This is a genomic window from Kaistia sp. MMO-174, assembly GCF_037147815.1.
Taxonomy (GTDB): domain Bacteria; phylum Pseudomonadota; class Alphaproteobacteria; order Rhizobiales; family Kaistiaceae; genus Kaistia; species Kaistia nematophila.
Genome location: NZ_JBBCUO010000004.1, coordinates 426,088 through 444,130, shown reverse-complemented (window position 1 = coordinate 444,130; position 18,043 = coordinate 426,088). Strand labels below are relative to the sequence as shown.

General features: G+C 60.6%; 13 protein-coding genes. 11 read left to right on the top strand and 2 right to left on the bottom strand.

Going from position 1 to position 18,043, the window contains the following annotated elements:
- The first annotated feature begins 97 nt into the window (after positions 1-97).
- The 4 genes from WFK98_RS17040 (at position 98) to hydA (ending at position 4,818) form a co-directional block, all read left to right on the top strand.
- Entirely contained in the window at positions 98-1,057 is a 960-nt protein-coding gene (locus WFK98_RS17040; protein ID WP_336801075.1) for an N-carbamoyl-D-amino-acid hydrolase, read from the top strand.
- Positions 1,058-1,149: 92 nt separating this feature from the next.
- A complete protein-coding gene (locus tag WFK98_RS17035) occupies positions 1,150-2,013 on the top strand; it encodes a MurR/RpiR family transcriptional regulator (protein WP_336801074.1) in 864 nt (287 codons plus the stop codon).
- 53 nt (positions 2,014-2,066) lie between these two features.
- Positions 2,067-3,350, top strand: a complete 1,284-nt coding sequence (locus WFK98_RS17030; RefSeq protein ID WP_336801073.1) for a Zn-dependent hydrolase — start codon at positions 2,067-2,069, stop codon at positions 3,348-3,350.
- Positions 3,351-3,360: 10 nt separating this feature from the next.
- Positions 3,361-4,818, top strand: a complete 1,458-nt coding sequence (gene hydA / locus WFK98_RS17025) for a dihydropyrimidinase (RefSeq protein ID WP_336801072.1) — start codon at positions 3,361-3,363, stop codon at positions 4,816-4,818.
- An 872-nt stretch (positions 4,819-5,690) separates the two neighbouring features.
- Here the strand turns inward: hydA and WFK98_RS17020 are convergent.
- Positions 5,691-7,163 carry a DUF1998 domain-containing protein gene (locus WFK98_RS17020; protein WP_336801071.1) on the bottom strand — a complete coding sequence of 491 codons (1,473 nt, stop codon included), beginning with the start codon at positions 7,161-7,163 and terminating at the stop codon, positions 5,691-5,693.
- Between WFK98_RS17020 and WFK98_RS17015 the strand changes: the two genes are divergently transcribed.
- Both WFK98_RS17015 and WFK98_RS17010 read left to right on the top strand, forming a co-directional pair.
- Positions 7,144-8,235: a tyrosine-type recombinase/integrase gene (locus WFK98_RS17015; protein WP_336801070.1), complete on the top strand. Its 1,092-nt coding sequence runs from the start codon at positions 7,144-7,146 to the stop codon at positions 8,233-8,235. The genes WFK98_RS17020 and WFK98_RS17015 overlap by 20 nt on opposite strands.
- 387 nt (positions 8,236-8,622) lie before the next feature.
- Positions 8,623-9,087: a 3'-5' exonuclease gene (locus WFK98_RS17010; RefSeq protein WP_336801069.1), complete on the top strand. Its 465-nt coding sequence runs from the start codon at positions 8,623-8,625 to the stop codon at positions 9,085-9,087.
- Between the two features lie 235 nt (positions 9,088-9,322).
- On the opposite strand, the gene WFK98_RS17005 is transcribed toward WFK98_RS17010, so the two are convergent.
- A complete protein-coding gene (locus tag WFK98_RS17005; protein ID WP_336801068.1) occupies positions 9,323-10,342 on the bottom strand; it encodes a hypothetical protein in 1,020 nt (339 codons plus the stop codon).
- Positions 10,343-11,032: 690 nt separating this feature from the next.
- Here WFK98_RS17005 and WFK98_RS17000 point away from each other — a divergent pair.
- The 5 genes from WFK98_RS17000 to WFK98_RS16980 all read left to right on the top strand — a co-directional run bounded on the left by WFK98_RS17000 (position 11,033) and on the right by WFK98_RS16980 (position 18,033).
- Positions 11,033-11,437 (top strand): hypothetical protein, encoded by a 405-nt coding sequence (locus WFK98_RS17000; protein WP_336801067.1) that lies wholly within the window; start codon positions 11,033-11,035, stop codon positions 11,435-11,437.
- A gap of 641 nt (positions 11,438-12,078) precedes the next feature.
- Complete coding sequence (locus WFK98_RS16995) at positions 12,079-12,492, top strand: hypothetical protein (RefSeq protein ID WP_336801066.1); 414 nt, start codon at positions 12,079-12,081, stop codon at positions 12,490-12,492.
- Complete coding sequence (gene brxF, locus WFK98_RS16990; protein ID WP_336801065.1) at positions 12,489-12,947, top strand: BREX-3 system P-loop-containing protein BrxF; 459 nt, start codon at positions 12,489-12,491, stop codon at positions 12,945-12,947. The genes WFK98_RS16995 and brxF overlap by 4 nt, the downstream gene beginning before the upstream one ends.
- 14 nt (positions 12,948-12,961) lie before the next feature.
- A complete protein-coding gene (locus WFK98_RS16985; protein WP_336801064.1) occupies positions 12,962-16,693 on the top strand; it encodes a DUF6079 family protein in 3,732 nt (1,243 codons plus the stop codon).
- A 2-nt stretch (positions 16,694-16,695) separates the two neighbouring features.
- On the top strand, positions 16,696-18,033 hold the full coding sequence (locus WFK98_RS16980; protein WP_336801063.1) for a hypothetical protein: 1,338 nt from the start codon (positions 16,696-16,698) through the stop codon (positions 18,031-18,033).
- Positions 18,034-18,043 lie beyond the last annotated feature (10 nt).

Sequence of the window (18,043 nt, the reverse complement as noted above, 5' to 3'; positions counted from 1 at the left end):
GACTCGAGCCTACCCCTTCAGCCCGCGCGGCAGTCGCCGCGCGACCAGCATCCGCGCGAGCCGAAAAAGCCGCGCACCAATCGCAAGGACCAGACGAATGACACGCTTTGTCAACGTTGCCGCCGCCCAGATGGGCCCGATCGCCAAGTCCGAGACCCGTCCCCAGGTCGTCGCCCGCCTGATCGCGTTGATGCGCGAAGCGAAGGCGCGCGGTGCCGAACTGGTGGTGTTCCCGGAGCTTGCCCTCACCACCTTCTTTCCGCGCTGGCTGATCGACGACGAAGCCGAGCTCACCCAGTACTACGAACGGGCGATGCCTGGTCCCGAGACCCAGGCGCTGTTCGACGAGGCTCGCCGACTCGAGATCGGCTTCTATCTCGGCTATGCGGAACTAGCCCAGGAGGACGGCCGACTCAGGAAGTTCAACACGTCGATCCTGGTCGACCGCCGCGGCGTCATCATCGGCAAGTATCGCAAGGTCCATCTGCCGGGGCATTCCGAGCCCCAGGCCGGACGGCAGCACCAGCACCTCGAGAAGCGCTATTTCGAGCCGGGCAACACCGGCTTCCCGGTCTGGCGCGGCTTCGGCGGCGTCATGGGCATGTGCCTCTGCAACGATCGCCGCTGGCCCGAGACCTATCGCGTTATGGGTCTCCAGGGCGTCGAGATGGTGCTCCTGGGCTACAACACGCCCTTCGACCACACCGGCCATGACGACATCGATGCGCTGACGAGTTTCCACAACCATCTGTCGATGCAGGCGGGCGCCTATCAGAACGCCACCTGGGTCGTCGGCACCGCGAAGTGCGGCACCGAGGAAGGCTCCAAGATGCTGGCGCAAAGCGTGATCGTTTCCCCCTCCGGCGAGATCGTCGCCATGGCGTCCTCGATCGGCGACGAGGTGATCACCGCGAAGGCCGATCTCGACATTGGCAAGCGCTATCGCGAGACGATCTTCGATTTTGCACGCCACCGCGAGCCGGAATCATACAAGTTGATCGTCGAGCGGAAGGGCGCCGTGCCGCCGCCTCTCGTAGACGAAGCTGTTCTCGGCTGACCAGCCGAGGGGCCAATTGCGAGATTGTAACGGCTTCGGCAGACGTGCCGGTCACCGTTTTGACCGGCGCGATTTAAGAGGGAATTGACCTGATGAGTGATGCCGACAAGTCGATCGAAAAGCGAATACTGGCCATCTACGAAGAGATTCCGCCGGGCGAGCGCGCGCTGGCGGATCTAATCATGGACCAACGTAGCGATTTCATCGGATACACCGCCACTGAGCTGGCACAGCAAGCGAAGGTGTCCAAAGCGACGGCGGCGCGCCTTTTCAAACGGCTAGGCTATCGGAGCTTCGAGGAGGCCCGCCGCGTTGCCCGCAAGGTCAATCATTGGGGCTCTCCGCTCAAACAGCTCGAGGCGCGCGGCGAGGTCAAGGTCGCGCCGAACGTCGAAGAGCATCTCGCGACTGATCAGAACAACCTCCGCAAGACGTTCGAGCGCATTGGTGCGGACCAGATCGAGCAATCGCTCGACATTCTGGCGCGGGGGCCGACGATCTGGATCCTCGGACTGCGCAACAGCTTCGGATTGGCCCATTATGCGCGCTTCATCCTCAACATGCTGCGCGAGGACGTACGGCTCATTCCGCTTGGTGGTCTGAGCTTCGCCGAGGAAGTCCTCAACATGAAACCCGGCGACGGCATGCTGGTCATCGGCTTCCGGCGCCGACCCATGGCCCTGAGGGCCGTGATGACCAAGGCCCAGAGCGTCGGCGTCAAGACCGTTTACGTCACCGACATCAGCGCCTCCCGAACGGCCAAGCTCGCGGACGTCGTGTTCCGCTGCCACAGCCATGGCCCCTATCTCTACGATTCCTACACCGCGGCCGTCAGCCTCCTGAACTTCCTCGGAACCTCATTGGCCCTCCATCTTGGCCAAACCGGCATCGACCGGCTCAACCGGATCGACGAACTGCACGACGAACTCGATGCCTTCAGCCACAGCAAGCGCTGAAGGCGCCCCCGGCGCACGCGCCGGCGACAAGCCAGCCACAGGACGACTTCCGAATGACAAGCTGCGCCGACAACCTTCGCATCAATCCGGACCGCCTCTGGGAGAGCCTCGCCTCCATGGCCGAAATCGGCCCAGGCCTTCGCGGCGGTAACAACCGGCAGACGCTGACCGACGCGGATCGTCACGGCCGCCTGCTGTTCCAGACCTGGTGCGAGGCGGCCGGCTGCACGGTCGGCGTCGATGCGATCGGCAACATGTTCGCAAGGCGCGAAGGGACCGATCCCGAGGCACTTCCAGTCATGATCGGCAGCCATCTGGACACCCAACCGACCGGCGGGCGCTATGACGGCGTGCTGGGCGTGCTCGCCGGACTGGAAGTCGTCCGCACCCTCGACGAACACGACATCCGCACGGCCCGGCCGATAGAAATCGTCAACTGGACCAATGAGGAAGGCTGCCGCTTCGCCCCGGTGATGCTGGGCTCCGGCGTCTTCGCCGGAGTGCACAGCGCCGAATGGGCCTATTCGCGCACGGATGTCGACGGGCTGCGGATGGGTGACGAACTGGCCCGTATCGGGTTCCTCGGTACCGATCCCGCGGGCGGCCGACTTCCACACGCCTATCTCGAGCTCCATATTGAACAGGGTCCGATCCTTGAGGACGAGGGCATCGACATCGGTGTCGTTACCCATGGTCAGGGGCTGAAATGGCTGCAAGCCACTTTGACCGGGCGGGAGGCCCACGCCGGCTCGACACCGATGTCGAAGCGGCTGAACGCCGGCCTGGGTGCCGCGCGCATCGTCGAGTTAGTCGACGAAATCGCCTGTAGCCACGAGCCATACGGCGTCGGCGTCGTGGGCCAGCTGTCCCAGCAGCCGAACTCGCGCAATGTCGTACCGGGCAAGGCCGTCCTGACCGTCGATTTCCGACACCCAGAAGTCCCAGTCCTCGCAGACATGGAGATGCGCTTTCGTGCTGGCGTTGAGCGGATCGCCAACGAGCTCGGCCTCGGCTTCGACGTCGAAACCATCGGCGAATTCGCGCCCGTCGCCTTTGACACCCATCTGCTGCAGCGCATCCGCGCCGCAGCGACGTCCCTGGGCCACTCGCATCGAGACATTGTCTCGGGGGCCGGCCACGACGCGTTCTGGATCAACCGGATCGCTCCGACGGCGATGATCTTCTGCCCCTGCGTCGACGGGCTCAGCCACAACGAAGACGAGGAGATCCACCGCGAATGGGCGGCCAACGGAGCCAATGTGCTCCTGCGCGCCGCTTTGGAAACAGCCGGATTCCACGGCTGCGCCCCACCGAAGACCACCTACCCAGCACAATGAGGAACGATAGATGTCTACCGTGATCAAGGGCGGAACGATCATTGCCGCCGACCGCACCTACAAGGCGGATATCCGCATCGATGGGGAGACGATCGAGGCGATCGGGCCGAATCTTTCCGGCGACACGGTTGTCGACGCCACCGACGCGTACATCATGCCGGGGGGCATCGACCCGCATACCCATTTCGAAATGCCATTCATGGGCACCACGGCGGCCGAGACCTGGGAAACTGGTTCCTTCGCCGCCCTTTCCGGCGGGACGACGACCGTGCTCGATTTCGTCATTCCGGGCGAGGCCGGCATGCTGGCGGCGCTAGCTGAATGGGAGGCGCGCGCGGCGCACCAGACCTCGTGCGACTATTCCTACCATATGTGCGTCACCGGCTGGTCGGAGACGCATTTCGACGAGATGGCTAAGATCGTCGATCTCGGCATCAACACCTTCAAGCACTTCATGGCGTATAAGGGCGCCCTGATGGTGAATGACGACGAGATGTTCGCGTCGTTCCAGCGCTGCGCAGCCCTTGGCGCGCTGCCATTGGTGCATGCTGAGAACGGCGATATCATCGCTTCATTGCAGCAGAAGCTGCTCGGCGAGGGAACCACCGGTCCGGAAGGACACGCCTTCTCGCGGCCGCCCGAGGTCGAGGGCGAGGCCACCAACCGGGCCATCATGATCGCTGATGCCGCCGGCGTGCCGGTCTACATCGTGCATGCGTCCAGTGAACAGGCGCATGAGGCGATCCGACGGGCCCGGCAGAAGGGAATGCGCGTCTATGGCGAGCCGCTGATACAGCATCTGACCCTGGATGAGAGCGAGTATTTCAACCAGAGCTGGGACTATGCCGCACAGCGCGTGATGTCCCCGCCCTTCCGCGACAAGAGCCACCAGGACGGTCTCTGGGCCGGTCTCGCCGCCGGCTCGCTGCAGGTGGTCGCCACCGACCATTGCGCCTTCACCACCGAGCAGAAGCGTTTCGGCCTCGGCAATTTCGCCAAGATCCCGAACGGCACCGGCGGCGTCGAGGATCGACTTTCCGTCCTCTGGACGAAGGGCGTCGAGACCGGCCGGTTGACGCCGAACGAGTTCGTCGCGGTGACCTCGACCAATATCGCGCAAATCCTCAACATCTACCCGCAGAAGGGCGCGATCCTGCCCGGTTCCGACGCCGATCTGGTCGTCTGGGATCCGAAGCTCACCAAGACGATCTCGGCCACCAATCAGAAATCCATCATCGATTACAACGTCTTCGAGGGTGTCGAGGTTCGCGGCCTGCCGCGCTACACGCTGTCGCGCGGCGAAATCGTCTGGGCTGACGGTCAGAACTCGCAGCCGCAGCCGGGCCGAGGCAGGCTGATCAAGCGCAGCCCATTTCCAGCCGTGAATGCCGCGTTGTCGAAATGGAAGGAAATCACCGCGCCTCGTGCAGTGAACCGCTCGCCCGAGCACATGCCAATCGGCGTCTGAACGGACGATCCACGGCCCGGGGTGGGTCAAACCGCTCCGGGCATCCTCGCAAAATCCACGCCCCGATGCTGGCTCCGAGCGAGGTGGCATGATGAGCTGTTGCGTCTAACCGGAAACTACTGGTCACCTAGACACTGAACCGCTTTTGTACCCTGACCACTAGCACTGCTGTCTACCCCACGGTGCAATGTGGCGGGGCACAGTAAGACTTTATCCGGTCGCCTGAGATCCGATATAGTTTCTGGACGGAGCCGACTCGATTTATCTGAACAATTTTGGGTGTCTCGCTAAGTAAATTCCGGCCCTGGTTATGCCGCAACCGGGATTGGCTCCAGCGTGTCGAAGTAGGCGTGGTTCGAGGTTTCCGGCCCAGGCTCGAATGCGGGCGACGCCCATTGTAGAAGCCGAAATATCAATCAATCAACGCCCAAACTTGGCTGACGGTTTCATAGACCAGGAGATAATCCTCCTCGTATTGACCGACACAGCCGCTCGACGAAGACATTCGTCGCGCTAGGCGCTCTTTCCGTCCATGCTGTTCTTGATATCTTTCGCGAGAACCCCTGTGACGTCGGTGTTGGTGAACTGCGATCTTCCGGACTGGTGTGAAGCGGAACCTGTTCGACCCAGCCAAAGCGCTGGGCGGGAATAACTTATGGCAAAAATGGTAAACTGCCCTGAGCTTTCGAGCGGCGGCTTTGCGCCCTCATCTCGGTCCTTGATCCGGTAACGGCCGCTACCTAAAAGCGGACATTAGCGAGACGTGGCAGCAGGTACCTTTGCGCCACCATCCGACCTTGGTTCGCTGCAGCAATCGAACTTTCTGACACGTCGCTTCAGCACTCTATTCATTCAGCCCGCAGCTCTGAAGGCTAAATCCCCTCGAACAGCTCTGAGCCGTCGTCCGACATTGTCCGGACGAGCAGATTCCGGTCCAAAAAAAGATTTCGGCGCTCGCAGCTAGTTTCTGAGATCAGAAGACAGCTGTGGCAGGCGGCTCCATGCGTGGCTCGATCGCCACTGCGATCATCCGGCTCGTGGTCGGCGCAAACGGGATCGCTAGAGCAGATCGTCAATCTGGCCAGCGCGCTCTTGAGGAGTGCCGCAAACCGCGGGGCCGTTGCCACAAGGCCTCCTAAAGTTCCCTGCGCGCCAGGTGTCGCGGTGTAGATCAGGATACCGCATCGATCGTACGCTCCGGGATTCTGCCGGCTCGGAAAAGCGTAGATCCGTTCCTTCAAGGAACTGGCGGGGTAGCCACAATCCAATGCGATCTCGCTCATGAGGGCGTGAGAGAGACTATGAAGCAGGACGTAGGGCGTTCCCGGATAGGATGGTGGCGTGCTGGTGAAACGCTTCCGCCAGTGACCGTAGCCAGCCAAGAGCTTGCCTTCACGCGCTTTTACCTTGGCGCGCCCAAGCCACTCAGCGAGCTTTGTCTCATCGAAATGAACGAAGAGCCCCTCGCCGAATTGTTCAATGGCCGGCAACCAGTCGGCACCCTGACTGAGAGGAGCACCGCGTACCGCCAGGTGGATGTCTTCGAAGTCGCCATCCACACTCGCAGGCGCGGCCTCGAACCGGGTGAACCCATACAGACACGAGACCTCACGCAGGCGATGCACCGCAACTAGGTTGGTGATCGCGGACAGATCCACGCCGACACCCTTGTCGCGCCACTGCTCCGGCGGCACCGTCTGCGCATAGAGCTTCGCATTTGGCGCGTTGTGACCAATCTCACCCCGCCCACTGGCGAAGACATCGAATTCGGCGACCTGCGGGGGGCGTCCAAGATCAGACTGTGCACTCTCCCGCAAGCGCAGCAGGCGCTCCAGTATATCGCCGTTTGAAAAGGGACCCAGCGTCGCCTCGACCTTTGAATTGAACATCTTCGCCGCGGCGATGTGCTCGACCGTTGTGGCCTTGGCGAGCTCGCCGGCGAGGTTCTCCACGAGACGCGAGAGTTCGTCCTCCTCCGTCGGCAACGAGATGACGGTGTAAACCTGTGGGAAGTAGGTGTTGGTCGCAGTGCGGGTGAGCAGTTTTAGGTTCTGGTCGCAGCCGTCCGGATCGCGGTCCACCAGCCAGGGGCGCGAGCCTTGGCACTTTCCTAGCCGGCCGGGCTGGAAGAGATCTTGCAGTGAAAGCCGGCGAGTGCAGCCACACACAACGCTGGTGTCCGCAGGATCGGCGCTCGTACCCTTCTCCTCAATGTACATCGCCTCGGCGCAGGCGTCGGGACCATGCACCGCGTAGCGCCAATTAATGCTCATCCCCTTTCGCTGCTCAAGTTGTGATGAACACTCCAAAAATTGGGTGACTTGCATGACCGTCGAAAACGACATCCTGCGCTACCGTTACCAGGGGTTTCTGGAACACGCCAAAGGCTACTCCACGAAAACGATCGACAGCCATCTACGTGCTATCGTGGGCTTCAATCAGTTCCAGCGCGGCCGGCTTTTTGGAACCATCACCATTGAGCACATCATGGCCTTTCGAAAGCACATCCTGGAGAAGGTGTCCCAAACGACCGGCGAGGAACTCTCCGCCTCCACGATCGTGCACACGCTGGGAGCGCTACAGGACTTCTTTCATTGGCTCGTCGATTCGGAATTTCCGAAGTTTGACAGGGCGGCCATCGAGTACTTCACGCCGCCGAAGCGTACGGAACTGAATGCCCGCACCCGTCCGCGACGCCAAGTTCCTACTCCGGAGGATATCGCGCGTATGGTCGCCGCGATCGACATCGACACTTTCATTGGTTTGCGAGATGCCGCTGTGATTTCAATCATCTTCCTGACTGGCATTCGCGACGGGGCACTAATCTCGCTCAGGATCAAGCATGTTCGTGTCGAGCAACGTCAGATCAATCAGGATTCTAACGAGGTCGAGACCAAGCTTGGCAAGAACCAAGTGACGACCTGGTTTCCCGTCGGCGAACAGTATGAATCGATCCTGATGAAGTGGCTTGAGGTTCGGAAGGCAGCCGGCGCGACAGACGAAGACCCACTCTTTCCAAAGACACCCTCGGTGATCGCGCCGAAGGCGAGCCGTGCGGACTGCAACCTGCCCTGGGCCTCAGCAACTCCGGTACGGGTCCTGTTCAAGGATGCCTGTGCTGCGGCTGGGTTGCCCTATTTCAACCCGCATTCGATTCGGAACACCCTCGTCCATTTGGGGCGCAAAGTATGCCGCACCGATGAAGAGAAGAAGGCCTGGAGCCAGAATCTGGGTCACAAGCATATGAGGACGACTGACGATGACTACGGGCATGTGGACAGTGAGCGGCAGTTTGAATTGCTGACGGCCATGGCTAAGCGTGGTGAGAAAGGCTTGGGCGACGCCGAAATCGTTGAACTGCTGCGAGCGGCTTCTCCGGAGAAGATCGCCGCTGTTAGGGTGTTGCTGTCCACGTGAATTAAACTTCATCCAGCAATCGCGTTTTGAAGCATTGCGAACGCAACCCCTTAGCAGGGAGTCGCGCTAGAGGTCGGTTCCGGCTTCTCTCCTTCTCGCCGCCCCGGTGATCCGCCTGCGCTTCAACTATCGCTCAGGCACGCGCATCATTGCCGCTTCGGTCGCGGCGCTTGGCGAACAACGCGACTACGAGGGGCGGCCGGAATCAGGCGGGGGCACCGTGGATTTCCACGCGGTGGCCGGTGATCTCGACGCGCAGGCCGACTACGTTTTCACTTCGCTCATTCCAGCGAGCCACAGTTTACTGATCTGGTTCACGAAGCGACTTCGCTCGTCTACGGCTCCGACGCGTCGAACCTTGAGCGCGCGCAGGTCCGGGACGAACTCATGGCGTTCCTTCAGACAGGTATTGGCAACGACTCCGACACGCATGAGTGGCTTGCCCAGTTCAGCGCGGGCCCTGGCTCAGCGTGGCGCGCGCGCGCCCGAAATCCGATGGAGGATTGGGGCGGGCTGGGGCGGATGCTCGAACGTACCGATCTTGCGACTGGTGAAATCCACATCCCAATCTCATCGTTCGCCGGGCGGGTCGATGGCGCCGGTCGTCTGAGCCTCAGCACGCTCCATAGCGCTAAAGGGCGGGAGTGGGACGCCGTGATCCTCTTTGCCATGAATCCGGGCGTGATCCCCCACTACCACGATCGGTCTCCTGGCCAAAAGCTCGAAGCCCGCCGCCAGTTCTATGTTGGGGTAACCCGCCCGCGTAAGGCGCTCCACATGGTTTATCAGGACGAAAACCATCCCCCCTTTGTGGCGGAGGTCTTCCAGAGACTGCAGAGCATTGCTGACTAGTACGGGTTGCCGACAATCATTGCATTCGTGCCCCATCGCGGGACCAGGTTCCAGACCACTCTTGGAACATCCGGCGAGCGCACCCCCATCTGGGACATTGCCGCCAAGATGACCGTCTCCCAGAATCGGACATCTGCCTCGTCAAGGCGCGTTGGCGCCTGTGCGCCCGAAGCTGCCCTTGAGATCCGTCGCTGGGGAATCACCATCCCCGCGGGCTTTGTGAGAAAGAAGCGGATTAGATCTTTGGCAGCCGGATCGTGACGATCCGCTTCAGTCGCTCGCAGATGAACTCGACCTTCCGCGTGGCATGTCCGGGCTCCGACGGCGGGGCGACGAACGATGGCGTGTCGCGGAAGTCGTCCTCCACCAGCTTTTCCGCTTTCATCTGCGCGTCGCTCAGGTGGACGCGAAACACCCTATGATCGCGAATACGGCTGAACTTGATGTCCCAGCCGGCACTCTTGCGTGTCATGGTCTCCAGTTCATAGACATTGAGCTGCTCGCCGTTCTTGCTGCGTAGGGAGATGCCGCGGCTCGCTGCGACCTTGGACATTTGCACCGGTCCCGTCTGAGCAGCATTCTTGTCCGTGCACGGGTGCTTGGGCCACGGCCAGCCCAGGTCATCGAAGAACACGCGACCGCCATACGCTGACTGGTAGAAGTACACGCTTTGGCCGCAGACCGGGCAATATGCGTTGGGGTTGATGTAGCTTTCGACTGTCCGGAACGAACCTGCGGATGACGAGCCGCGGCCATCACCACCGCTGCCACTGCGATACCCAGGACACCAGCCACCGTTGACATGAATCGGCGTCGGTCGCCCGTTTATGTACCGGAACTCGATTTGCCCGCCGCACTGGTCGCATATCGGCATTACCCTTCCCCCAAGCAAAAAGTAATGCAGGCGCGCCTGGAGGTCTAGGTACCGCGGCGTTGGAGAAACAGCCCCGTCGTTCCAAGCCCGCGATATTCGTTGACCTCGAAGCTCGCCGTCTTCGGGCAACGTCAGCATATCCCCTTTGACGGATTTCGAATCTTGGTCCACCCGATCAAACAATTGCTTGGCGGTCGCTGCGCCTTGCGGTGGCCTGAAGCCGCTGGTCGAATACGATGCGCTTGCCTCCGTCTGGACGAAGGGCGAGCGGACCGACGGCCAGCACGCTGGGGCCACCATCTGGCGGAGGCGAAGTGGCACAACTGGCAGATCAACGCGGCGATTCGACGAGGCTTCCAAGGCAACTGCTGGAGCGTTCATGTTGGACGCGCGTCGGCTTGGTGCTCGCGAAGCCGCCGGCACGATGGACGAGGATCCGCTCTTTCCCATGCCGCCACGATTAACAGGACGCAGAATTGAACTTCATGATAGCTTGTTGCGCTGCCGTGCTGCCCTAATTCAATTCGCACTCCATCCGAGGTGCCGATGCCCGCGACGCGGATCGTAGCTTCGCGGCGCGCGCACGATGTCGACTTCCCGGAAGCTCGTGTCGGCCTCGTTCCCGCCTGTTCGATGGTCCATCTGTCATTGAGCCGAGGGTGTAACGTCGTCATCGGGACACCCGACCTCTCCGAGGGTTCTAGAGCAGGTAACGATAGCCTCTGAAGCGATGAGGGATGGCTCTCATGGGCTGTTGCGGCCTCTGCTTTTGCCGCGGCACAGGCGGCCGTGATAGGGACTGCAAAGAAGCTGGCAGTTGGTGAGGTTGCAAAATGGGCGGTTGTCGCCACGGTTGGGGATGATGAGCACCAAGTGACGTGGCGTTGATCATGGTGTTTCCCGATTAGGCCAAATCCCTCTTGAGCATCGCCGAAACGCGAGCCTCGGGAGACCACGCCAGTGAATGGAATGACTTTGTGGGATTCCAGCTATCCAGTCCTCGACTGGGGTTGGTAGCCACTGTCCGCCGATGGCGCCGGTGCTTGCCAGTGAGCTTCCCTGACTGGGCAATTGGTATCCGGTCGCCAGCAGGGAGATGCCTACAGCTGGCTACCTGGTCCGCGCCTTGCCGCCTCTGCCGAATGTCTGCTCGAAGGTCATGTCGCCGAAGACGAATTGGCCCGCTTGCGGTTTCTTAGGGCTACGATGGTGCTGCCAGTGTGCCGCACGGATGAGGAGAAGAAGGCGTGGAGCCAGAACCTCGGCCACAAGCACATGCGGACGACAGACGAAAGCTATGGTCACGTCGACAGCGATCGCCAGCATGAACTGCTGGTAGCGCTGCGTTCGCGAAGCAGCAACCGTCAGAAGGACGAGGCGCTGGTCGAGGCCATTCTAGCCGCTCCTGACGCCGTGAAAGACGCGATCGATGTCATCCTGCGCACGCAGATGCCGTTCCTCGGCACAGCTTCCTAGGCGGCCTCGTCGTTAGTGATGCTCCAGGCAGCCAGGTCCGCGAAGGAGCACCCAATCATAATGTGGGCGCTGCTGGTTGCAGGAAGAGCCGCTGACTAGGGGGTACGCTTTCTTCTGGAGTATAAGTCAGGGGTCGAAAAAATCAGGGAATGCGACCTTGCAACAAGAGGGAATTAGGGCTCGCAAGGTATCGTCTTAATATTGCTTACCGCGCTTCATTTCGTTGGATCGCAGTCAGCCTGACTGGAAGCAGCTGGGCATAAGGCAACTCAATTTGCCGCGCGGTGTGGCAATAGCCACAATGTTATCCTCGAACAGTGGCGCTAGCCTAGGAGGCCGACGTTCCAGTAAGGCAGATGGCAGAGCGTTTCATCGCCTACCGAGCCTCGAAAAATATGAGCAGTCGGTCAAAGCGCAGCCGCAATCCGGCTATCATTCGGACTTGCTAATCATTACCAGCTTCGTTTGAATTCATAGTGATTCCCAGACACGTTGCCTAGAATGTCGAAGCTGAGGGTTTCGTGGGCAGGCACGATCGCTGGAGTGAGTGTGGCTAGGGAGCAGGCTGAACTTCGATGGAGTGTCGATCGACGTCTCGAATGTATCGAGTTCCGCCTGTTGGACACGTCGATAGGGGCGATTTGAGGGAAGCGTACGGCTTTTCGACCGACCTGAACCGCTACATCGGAGCGGCTCCGGACGACAGAGTCTACGATAGGAGTGCCTGGACCTACATCCTAGGCAGCAAGTTCACCCCCCTGTTTCTGAAGCGGGACGCTGGCTGCTACCTCATTCAGCTTTGTTACGTCGTCGACGGCATCCTCGGCTGGGCTGATGCCTGGATCGGCCAGTTCCGTTCCTCCGCGCCGACACCGTTGCGGGGCGTCAACGCCCAAACCCTGCGTTCGGTTGTTGCCGTGTTTCGCCGATCAGAAGCAATCGAGCCCGCAGCGCGGCGCCCCCAGAATCAGCAAATCGTGCTGTTCAACGCGGTCGAACTCAGCACCAAGGCTTCGGCTAGGTCCGCCGAGCCTCGGGCTGGAGGGCTGAGTTGATCGAGAAGCTAGATCGCCTGGTCGAGGATATCTCTGGCCTGAACAGCAAGCTGATCCTTTTGATCGGTCCACCGCGATCTGGGAAAAGCAATCTGCTTGAGCAGTTGGCCGAGCGTCGGCAAGCGCGCGTGTTGAGCGTTGGCGCTGCCCTTGGCCGTGAATTGCTTACGGTGCCTGGTACCCGAAGACACTTGCAGGCGGCTGATCTGCTGAAAGGGCTCGCGGATGGATTTGTCAGTCCGGGGATCTTGCTCTTCGATAACATTGAAATTCTGTTCGATCGAACACTTCAACTCAACCCGCTAGATCTACTGAAGCGACATGCTCACGCGCGTCGCGTCGTTGCAGTGTGGCCAGGAGAGCTGCATGAAGGCCGGCTTCTCTACGCCACGACAGGACATCCAGAACATCAGGACTACGGCGTCGACGGCCTGGTCCCGTTCAAAATACATTGAAGGGGGAATTCGGGATGCCGATGCGTTATGGCGATCTCATTCAGTTTGAATCGATTGAGTCGGTCATTCAGCTTCTGGACGCCAATCGTCCGGATGAGGCCAAGAAGCTTGTTTCGACCTACGTCATTTCCGACGACATGGCGGAGCGGATCGCCAAGCAAATGATCCCACAGCTTTCCTTCGACGAGGCTGTAGACCACAAGGGCGTGCTGGTTGTTGGCAACTACGGGACCGGTAAGTCGCACCTGATGTCGGTGCTATCGCTGGTCGCCGAAGACGCCGAGTATGTCCCGATGATCCGCCATCCCAAGGTGGCCGAAGCCGCAGGCGTCATTGCCGGAAAATTCAAGGTTCACCGGATCGAGATTTCTAGCCAGATGTCCTTGCGGGACATCATCACGCAACAGCTTGAGGTATTCCTCGACAAGCACGGCGTCAGCTATTCCTTCCCTCCAGCAGACAAAGTTATTAATAACAAGGCCGCCTTCGAAGAGATGATGGCGGCGTTCGCTGAGGTCCATCCAAACCACGGCGTTCTGCTGGTAGTTGACGAGTTTCTCGAATACCTAAGATCGCGCAAAGATCACGATCTGGTCCTCGACCTGTCGTTTTTGCGTGAGATCGGCGAGGTTGCAAAGCACCTCCGCTTTCGGTTTGTCGCAGGCGTCCAGGAGGCGATCTTCGACAGCAGCCGCTTTCAGCATGTCGCCGACAGCCTTCGTCGAGTGAAGGATCGCTTTACGCAGATCCTGCTCGCCCGCCAGGACGTCAGTTTCGTCGTGGCCGAGCGCCTTCTGATGAAGACAGTGGACCAGCAGAGCAAGATCCGCGCTTATCTGACGCCATTCGCCAAATTCTATGGCTCTATGAACGAGCGCATGGACGAGTTTGTCCGGCTGTTCCCGGTGCACCCTGATTACATCGGGACCTTCGAACGGCTGGTGTTCACCGAGAAGCGCGGCGCACTGGTGACCATCCGGGATCAGATCCAGGCCATTCTCAGCCATGAGGTGCCCGACGATCGGCCGGGACTGATCGGTTATGACAAGTTCTGGGAGACGGTCACGTCAAACTCCGTGCTGCGCGCGGATCCGAACATCGGCCCTGTGCTTAAGGTATCCGAAGTCCTTTCGGAGCGCGTAAGGAAGGCTTTCACCCGCCCGGCATACAGGCCGATGGCGCTCCGCATCATCGACGGACTTTCGGTTCATCGCCTGACGACGGGCGGCGACATTTATGTTCCCGTGGGGCCGACGGCTGAGGAACTCCGCGACACGCTCTGCCTGTTTCAGCCGGGCATCGAAGACATGGGCGGAGAGCCAGAAGCCGACCTGCTTTCCCTCGTTCAGACAGTCCTGCGGGAGACGCTGAAGACCGTCAACGGCCAGTTCATCTCCAAAGCGCCGGACACCGAACAGTACTATCTGGATCTGAAGAAGGACGTCGATTACGACGCCCAGATCGAGAAGCGAGCTGAAGCTCTGTCCGATGACGCGCTCGATCGCGCGTACTACAGCGCGATCCGTCAGCTCATGGAGCAAACGGACGAGACCAGCTACGTCACCGGCCATCAGATCTGGCAATACCAGATCGAGTGGCAGGATCACCATGTCGAGCGCAGCGGTTATCTCTTCTTCGGTGCCCCGAATGATCGACCGACGGCGCAGCCCGAGCGCGACTTCTATATCTACTTCATTCAGCCGCTCGAGCCGCCACGGTTCCGCGACGACCACAAGGCCGACGAGGTCTTCTTCCGGCTCAAGGGGCTCGATGATGCGATCAAGCGCCATCTCTCCTTCTACGCTGCAGCTCGGGATCTTGCAGCAACGGCCAGCGGCGGTGCGAAGTCCATCTACCTCGACAAGGCCAAAGATGCCCTGCGCGACATGAGCAAGTGGCTGCAGGAAAAGCAGATGACGGCCTACGAGGTCACCTATCAGGGCAAGAGCAAGACCCTGCAGGAGTGGACCAAGGGCGTCTCGTTGCGTGACAAGGCACGTCTTGGCTCGGAAGAGCGGATCAATTTCCGCGACGTAGTCAACGTCATTTCCGGTCTCGCGCTAAACAACCATTTTGCCGAGGTGGCGCCTGAATATCCGACGTTCGCTGCGCTCGTCACCGAGGCGAACCGGAAGCAGCTTGTCGGCAACGCTCTACGCGCGCTCGCAGGCGGAAACCGGACCAAGGACGCCGTGGTCATTCTCGACGGCCTGGAGATGCTGGACGGCGATCGCATCGACCCCACCCGGTCGCGGTACGCGCAGGAGGTTTTGGCTCGGCTGAAGGCCAAAGGCCACGGCCAAGTACTCAATCGTGGCGAGTTAGTCAGCGGCGCCGCCGATGTCGAGTATTTCGCGTCGATCAAGTTCCGCCTGGAGCCCGATCTGCTGGTCACCGTTTTGGGCGGGCTGGTCTATGCAGGTGACATCGTCCTGGCGATCACCGGCGACAAGATCGATTCCGGCAAGATTGCGCTCCTTGCGGAAAGGTCGCTCGACGAGCTGAAGCAGTTCAAGCACGTCGAGGCGCCGAAAGAGATCAACGTCGCCGTCCTTCGCTCACTGTTCGAGATGTTGGGCTTGCCGTCCGGACTCACTCAGCAGGCAACACAGGGCTCGGACGAGCCGGTCAAGCTGCTCCAGGAGGAGGTAGGGAAGCTGACGCGGCGCGTGCTCAGCACCGCCACAGACATGTCTGGTCGGCTGAGCTTCTGGGGTCAGCCGCTGCTGCGGGAAGAAGAGATCCGGGACTGGCGCATCAAGCTTGATGCGCTCAAAGCCTTCTCGGAGAGCCTGGCGCCCTACAACACAGTCGGGAAGCTCAAGAACCTTCGCATCGGCTCTGACGATATCTCGGCCCAGAAAATGAACCTCGGCGTTCTGCAGGCGGTCGAGGGGATGCTGGAGCTGGTCGCCGAGCTCGGTACCACGGCCAGCTATCTGTCGCAGGCCGAGATGACTTTGTCGGCAGATCATGCCTGGGTTCGCCAAGCGCGGGATATCCGTAAGCAGGTCCTCGACAAGCTCGCGGCAGATAGGACCGCACAGCACGCGGCGGACTACCGGCAGACGCTGGCCAAGCTGAAAAAAGATTACATCACGGCCTACGTCGGGCTGCACAGCAAGGCGCGCCTCGGGGTCACGGAAGAGAAGACGAAATCCGCCCTTCGCAAGGATCCGCGGCTGATCGCCATGCGGGCGTTGGCTGGCATCTCCTTGATGCCGACCAGCCAGCTGACGAGCTTCGAGGAGAAGCTGGACAAGCTGAAGAGCTGCGCATCGCTCGTCGAATCTGAGCTTTCGGCCAGTCCCGTCTGCCCGCACTGCGGCTTCCGGCCGGCGAACGAACAAGGCGACCTGCTTCCGGCTGCGAGCGTCCTGAAGCAGCTCGACGACGAACTCGACCGGCTGATCGACGGCTGGACGCAGACCCTGCTCGACAACCTAGATGATCCGATCATTCAGGAGAACTTCGATCTCCTGAAGCCAGCCGCCCGTAGCCTCGTCGATGGCTTCATATCGTCCAAGAGCCTTCCGGACCCAGTGACGCCCGAGTTCGTCGCGGCCGTCCAGGAGGCGCTGTCTGGGCTGGAAAAGATCAACGTCAGCAGTGCGGACATCAGGCAGGCGCTTTTGCAAGGCGGATCCCCAGCGACGCCCGAGGATCTGCGGAAGCGCTTCGAGTCTTTCCTGAACGACCGCTGCAAGGGCAAGGACACCACCAAGCTGCGCTTCGTGGTGGAGTGATCATGAGCGTGAGCGTCGGCCATTCTGACATCGATAGCCTCGTTCTCGCTGTAAGGGACCGGGAGTCGCGTCGTCTTATTGGTGAAGCTATCACGGCCTACCGTGGCGGCGCGTTGCGCTCAGCCATCATGTCGGCCTGGATCGCTGTTGCTTACGACATCATCGCCAAGGCGCGTGAACTGGCTGGCCAAGGCGAGGCTGCCCCACGAGCATTTGTCGCGGATCTCGATGCCGCTATCGCAGCGAAGGATAAGCGGAAGCTTCAGACCATCGAGAGCGAGCTGCTCGACAAAGCCAATAGCGATCTCCAGCTTCTCGCGCCGCATGAATACTCGGCGCTTGGCAGACTGCGGGATGACCGACACCTTTGTGCCCATCCGGCATTCGTGGTCGAAGACGAACTTTTCCAGCCATCACCGGAGCTGGTCCGGGCACATATCGTTCATGCCCTACAGCATCTGCTCATTCACGCCCCTCTGCAGGGCAAGAGCGCCATAGCTCGGTTCGACGCGGACCTGCTCGGCCCGGCATTCCCTGCGACCCCCGAAGATATCGGCGCGTTCCTGCGCGCCCGCTATCTCGACCGAGCCAAAGATGTATTGGTGGTCAATCTCATCAAGGCGATCCTCGCCGCGCCTTTCGGTGCTGAACGGCAGAAGTATGCCACGAAGGTCCGAACGCTTGCCGTTGTTCTTCGCGAGATCGCCAAATCAAAGACCGCAATCTACGACGGCATGATGCCAGCGTTTGTCGCCGTCAGGGTCGGACAGATCCAAGACGCCGTCCTCCTAAGCGCAAGCCCGTTCCTGGAGGCTGATCCGCGCATCTGGGACTGGATGGCTGAGCCCGATCGCACCCGAATCCGACGGCTTCTCGAAACCGCTGATGTAGACACGTTGAAGGCGCATGCGGCATTCGACGCGTTCGCCATCGCGCCGCTGTCGGCAGTTCTTGTCGATCGCTTCAATGGCTTCGATGCGACTACCAAGATCAGCATCATCTCAGAGCATCCCCGCAGAGAACTCGTTCCGGCCGGCATTACACTGTATGAAGGGGCTGGAGGATTCCGGTACGCTGAGCAACTTGGCCAGTCCGTTATTCTGCCGCTAGCGCCATTTTTCACGGCTGATGACCTGCAGGCAGCACTGGCCGCTGCCGCTGACAATGCTCAGATCTGGGATGCCGCCGGTACTCCGGAAATCCTCGAACAGCTCTTCGACAGCACCCGACCTTTGCTACCGGCCAGCCGCCCCCACTGGGAGGCATTCCTCGGCGAGCTCAGTGGAAGGCAGCAACAACGTTATTCCGGGCTGCGAGAGCGCCTGGACGCGAATCCTTGAGGAGCGTGCC

Coding starts and splice junctions, on each gene's coding strand:
- WFK98_RS17040 (WP_336801075.1), top strand. CDS start 98: ATGACACGCTTTGTCAACGTTGCCGCCGCCCAGATGGGCCCGATCGCC.
- WFK98_RS17035 (WP_336801074.1), top strand. CDS start 1,150: ATGAGTGATGCCGACAAGTCGATCGAAAAGCGAATACTGGCCATCTAC.
- WFK98_RS17030 (WP_336801073.1), top strand. CDS start 2,067: ATGACAAGCTGCGCCGACAACCTTCGCATCAATCCGGACCGCCTCTGG.
- hydA (WP_336801072.1), top strand. CDS start 3,361: ATGTCTACCGTGATCAAGGGCGGAACGATCATTGCCGCCGACCGCACC.
- WFK98_RS17015 (WP_336801070.1), top strand. CDS start 7,144: ATGACCGTCGAAAACGACATCCTGCGCTACCGTTACCAGGGGTTTCTG.
- WFK98_RS17020 (WP_336801071.1), bottom strand. CDS start 7,163: ATGTCGTTTTCGACGGTCATGCAAGTCACCCAATTTTTGGAGTGTTCA.
- WFK98_RS17010 (WP_336801069.1), top strand. CDS start 8,623: ATGGCGTTCCTTCAGACAGGTATTGGCAACGACTCCGACACGCATGAG.
- WFK98_RS17005 (WP_336801068.1), bottom strand. CDS start 10,342: ATGAACGCTCCAGCAGTTGCCTTGGAAGCCTCGTCGAATCGCCGCGTT.
- WFK98_RS16985 (WP_336801064.1), top strand. CDS start 12,962: ATGCCGATGCGTTATGGCGATCTCATTCAGTTTGAATCGATTGAGTCG.
- WFK98_RS16980 (WP_336801063.1), top strand. CDS start 16,696: ATGAGCGTGAGCGTCGGCCATTCTGACATCGATAGCCTCGTTCTCGCT.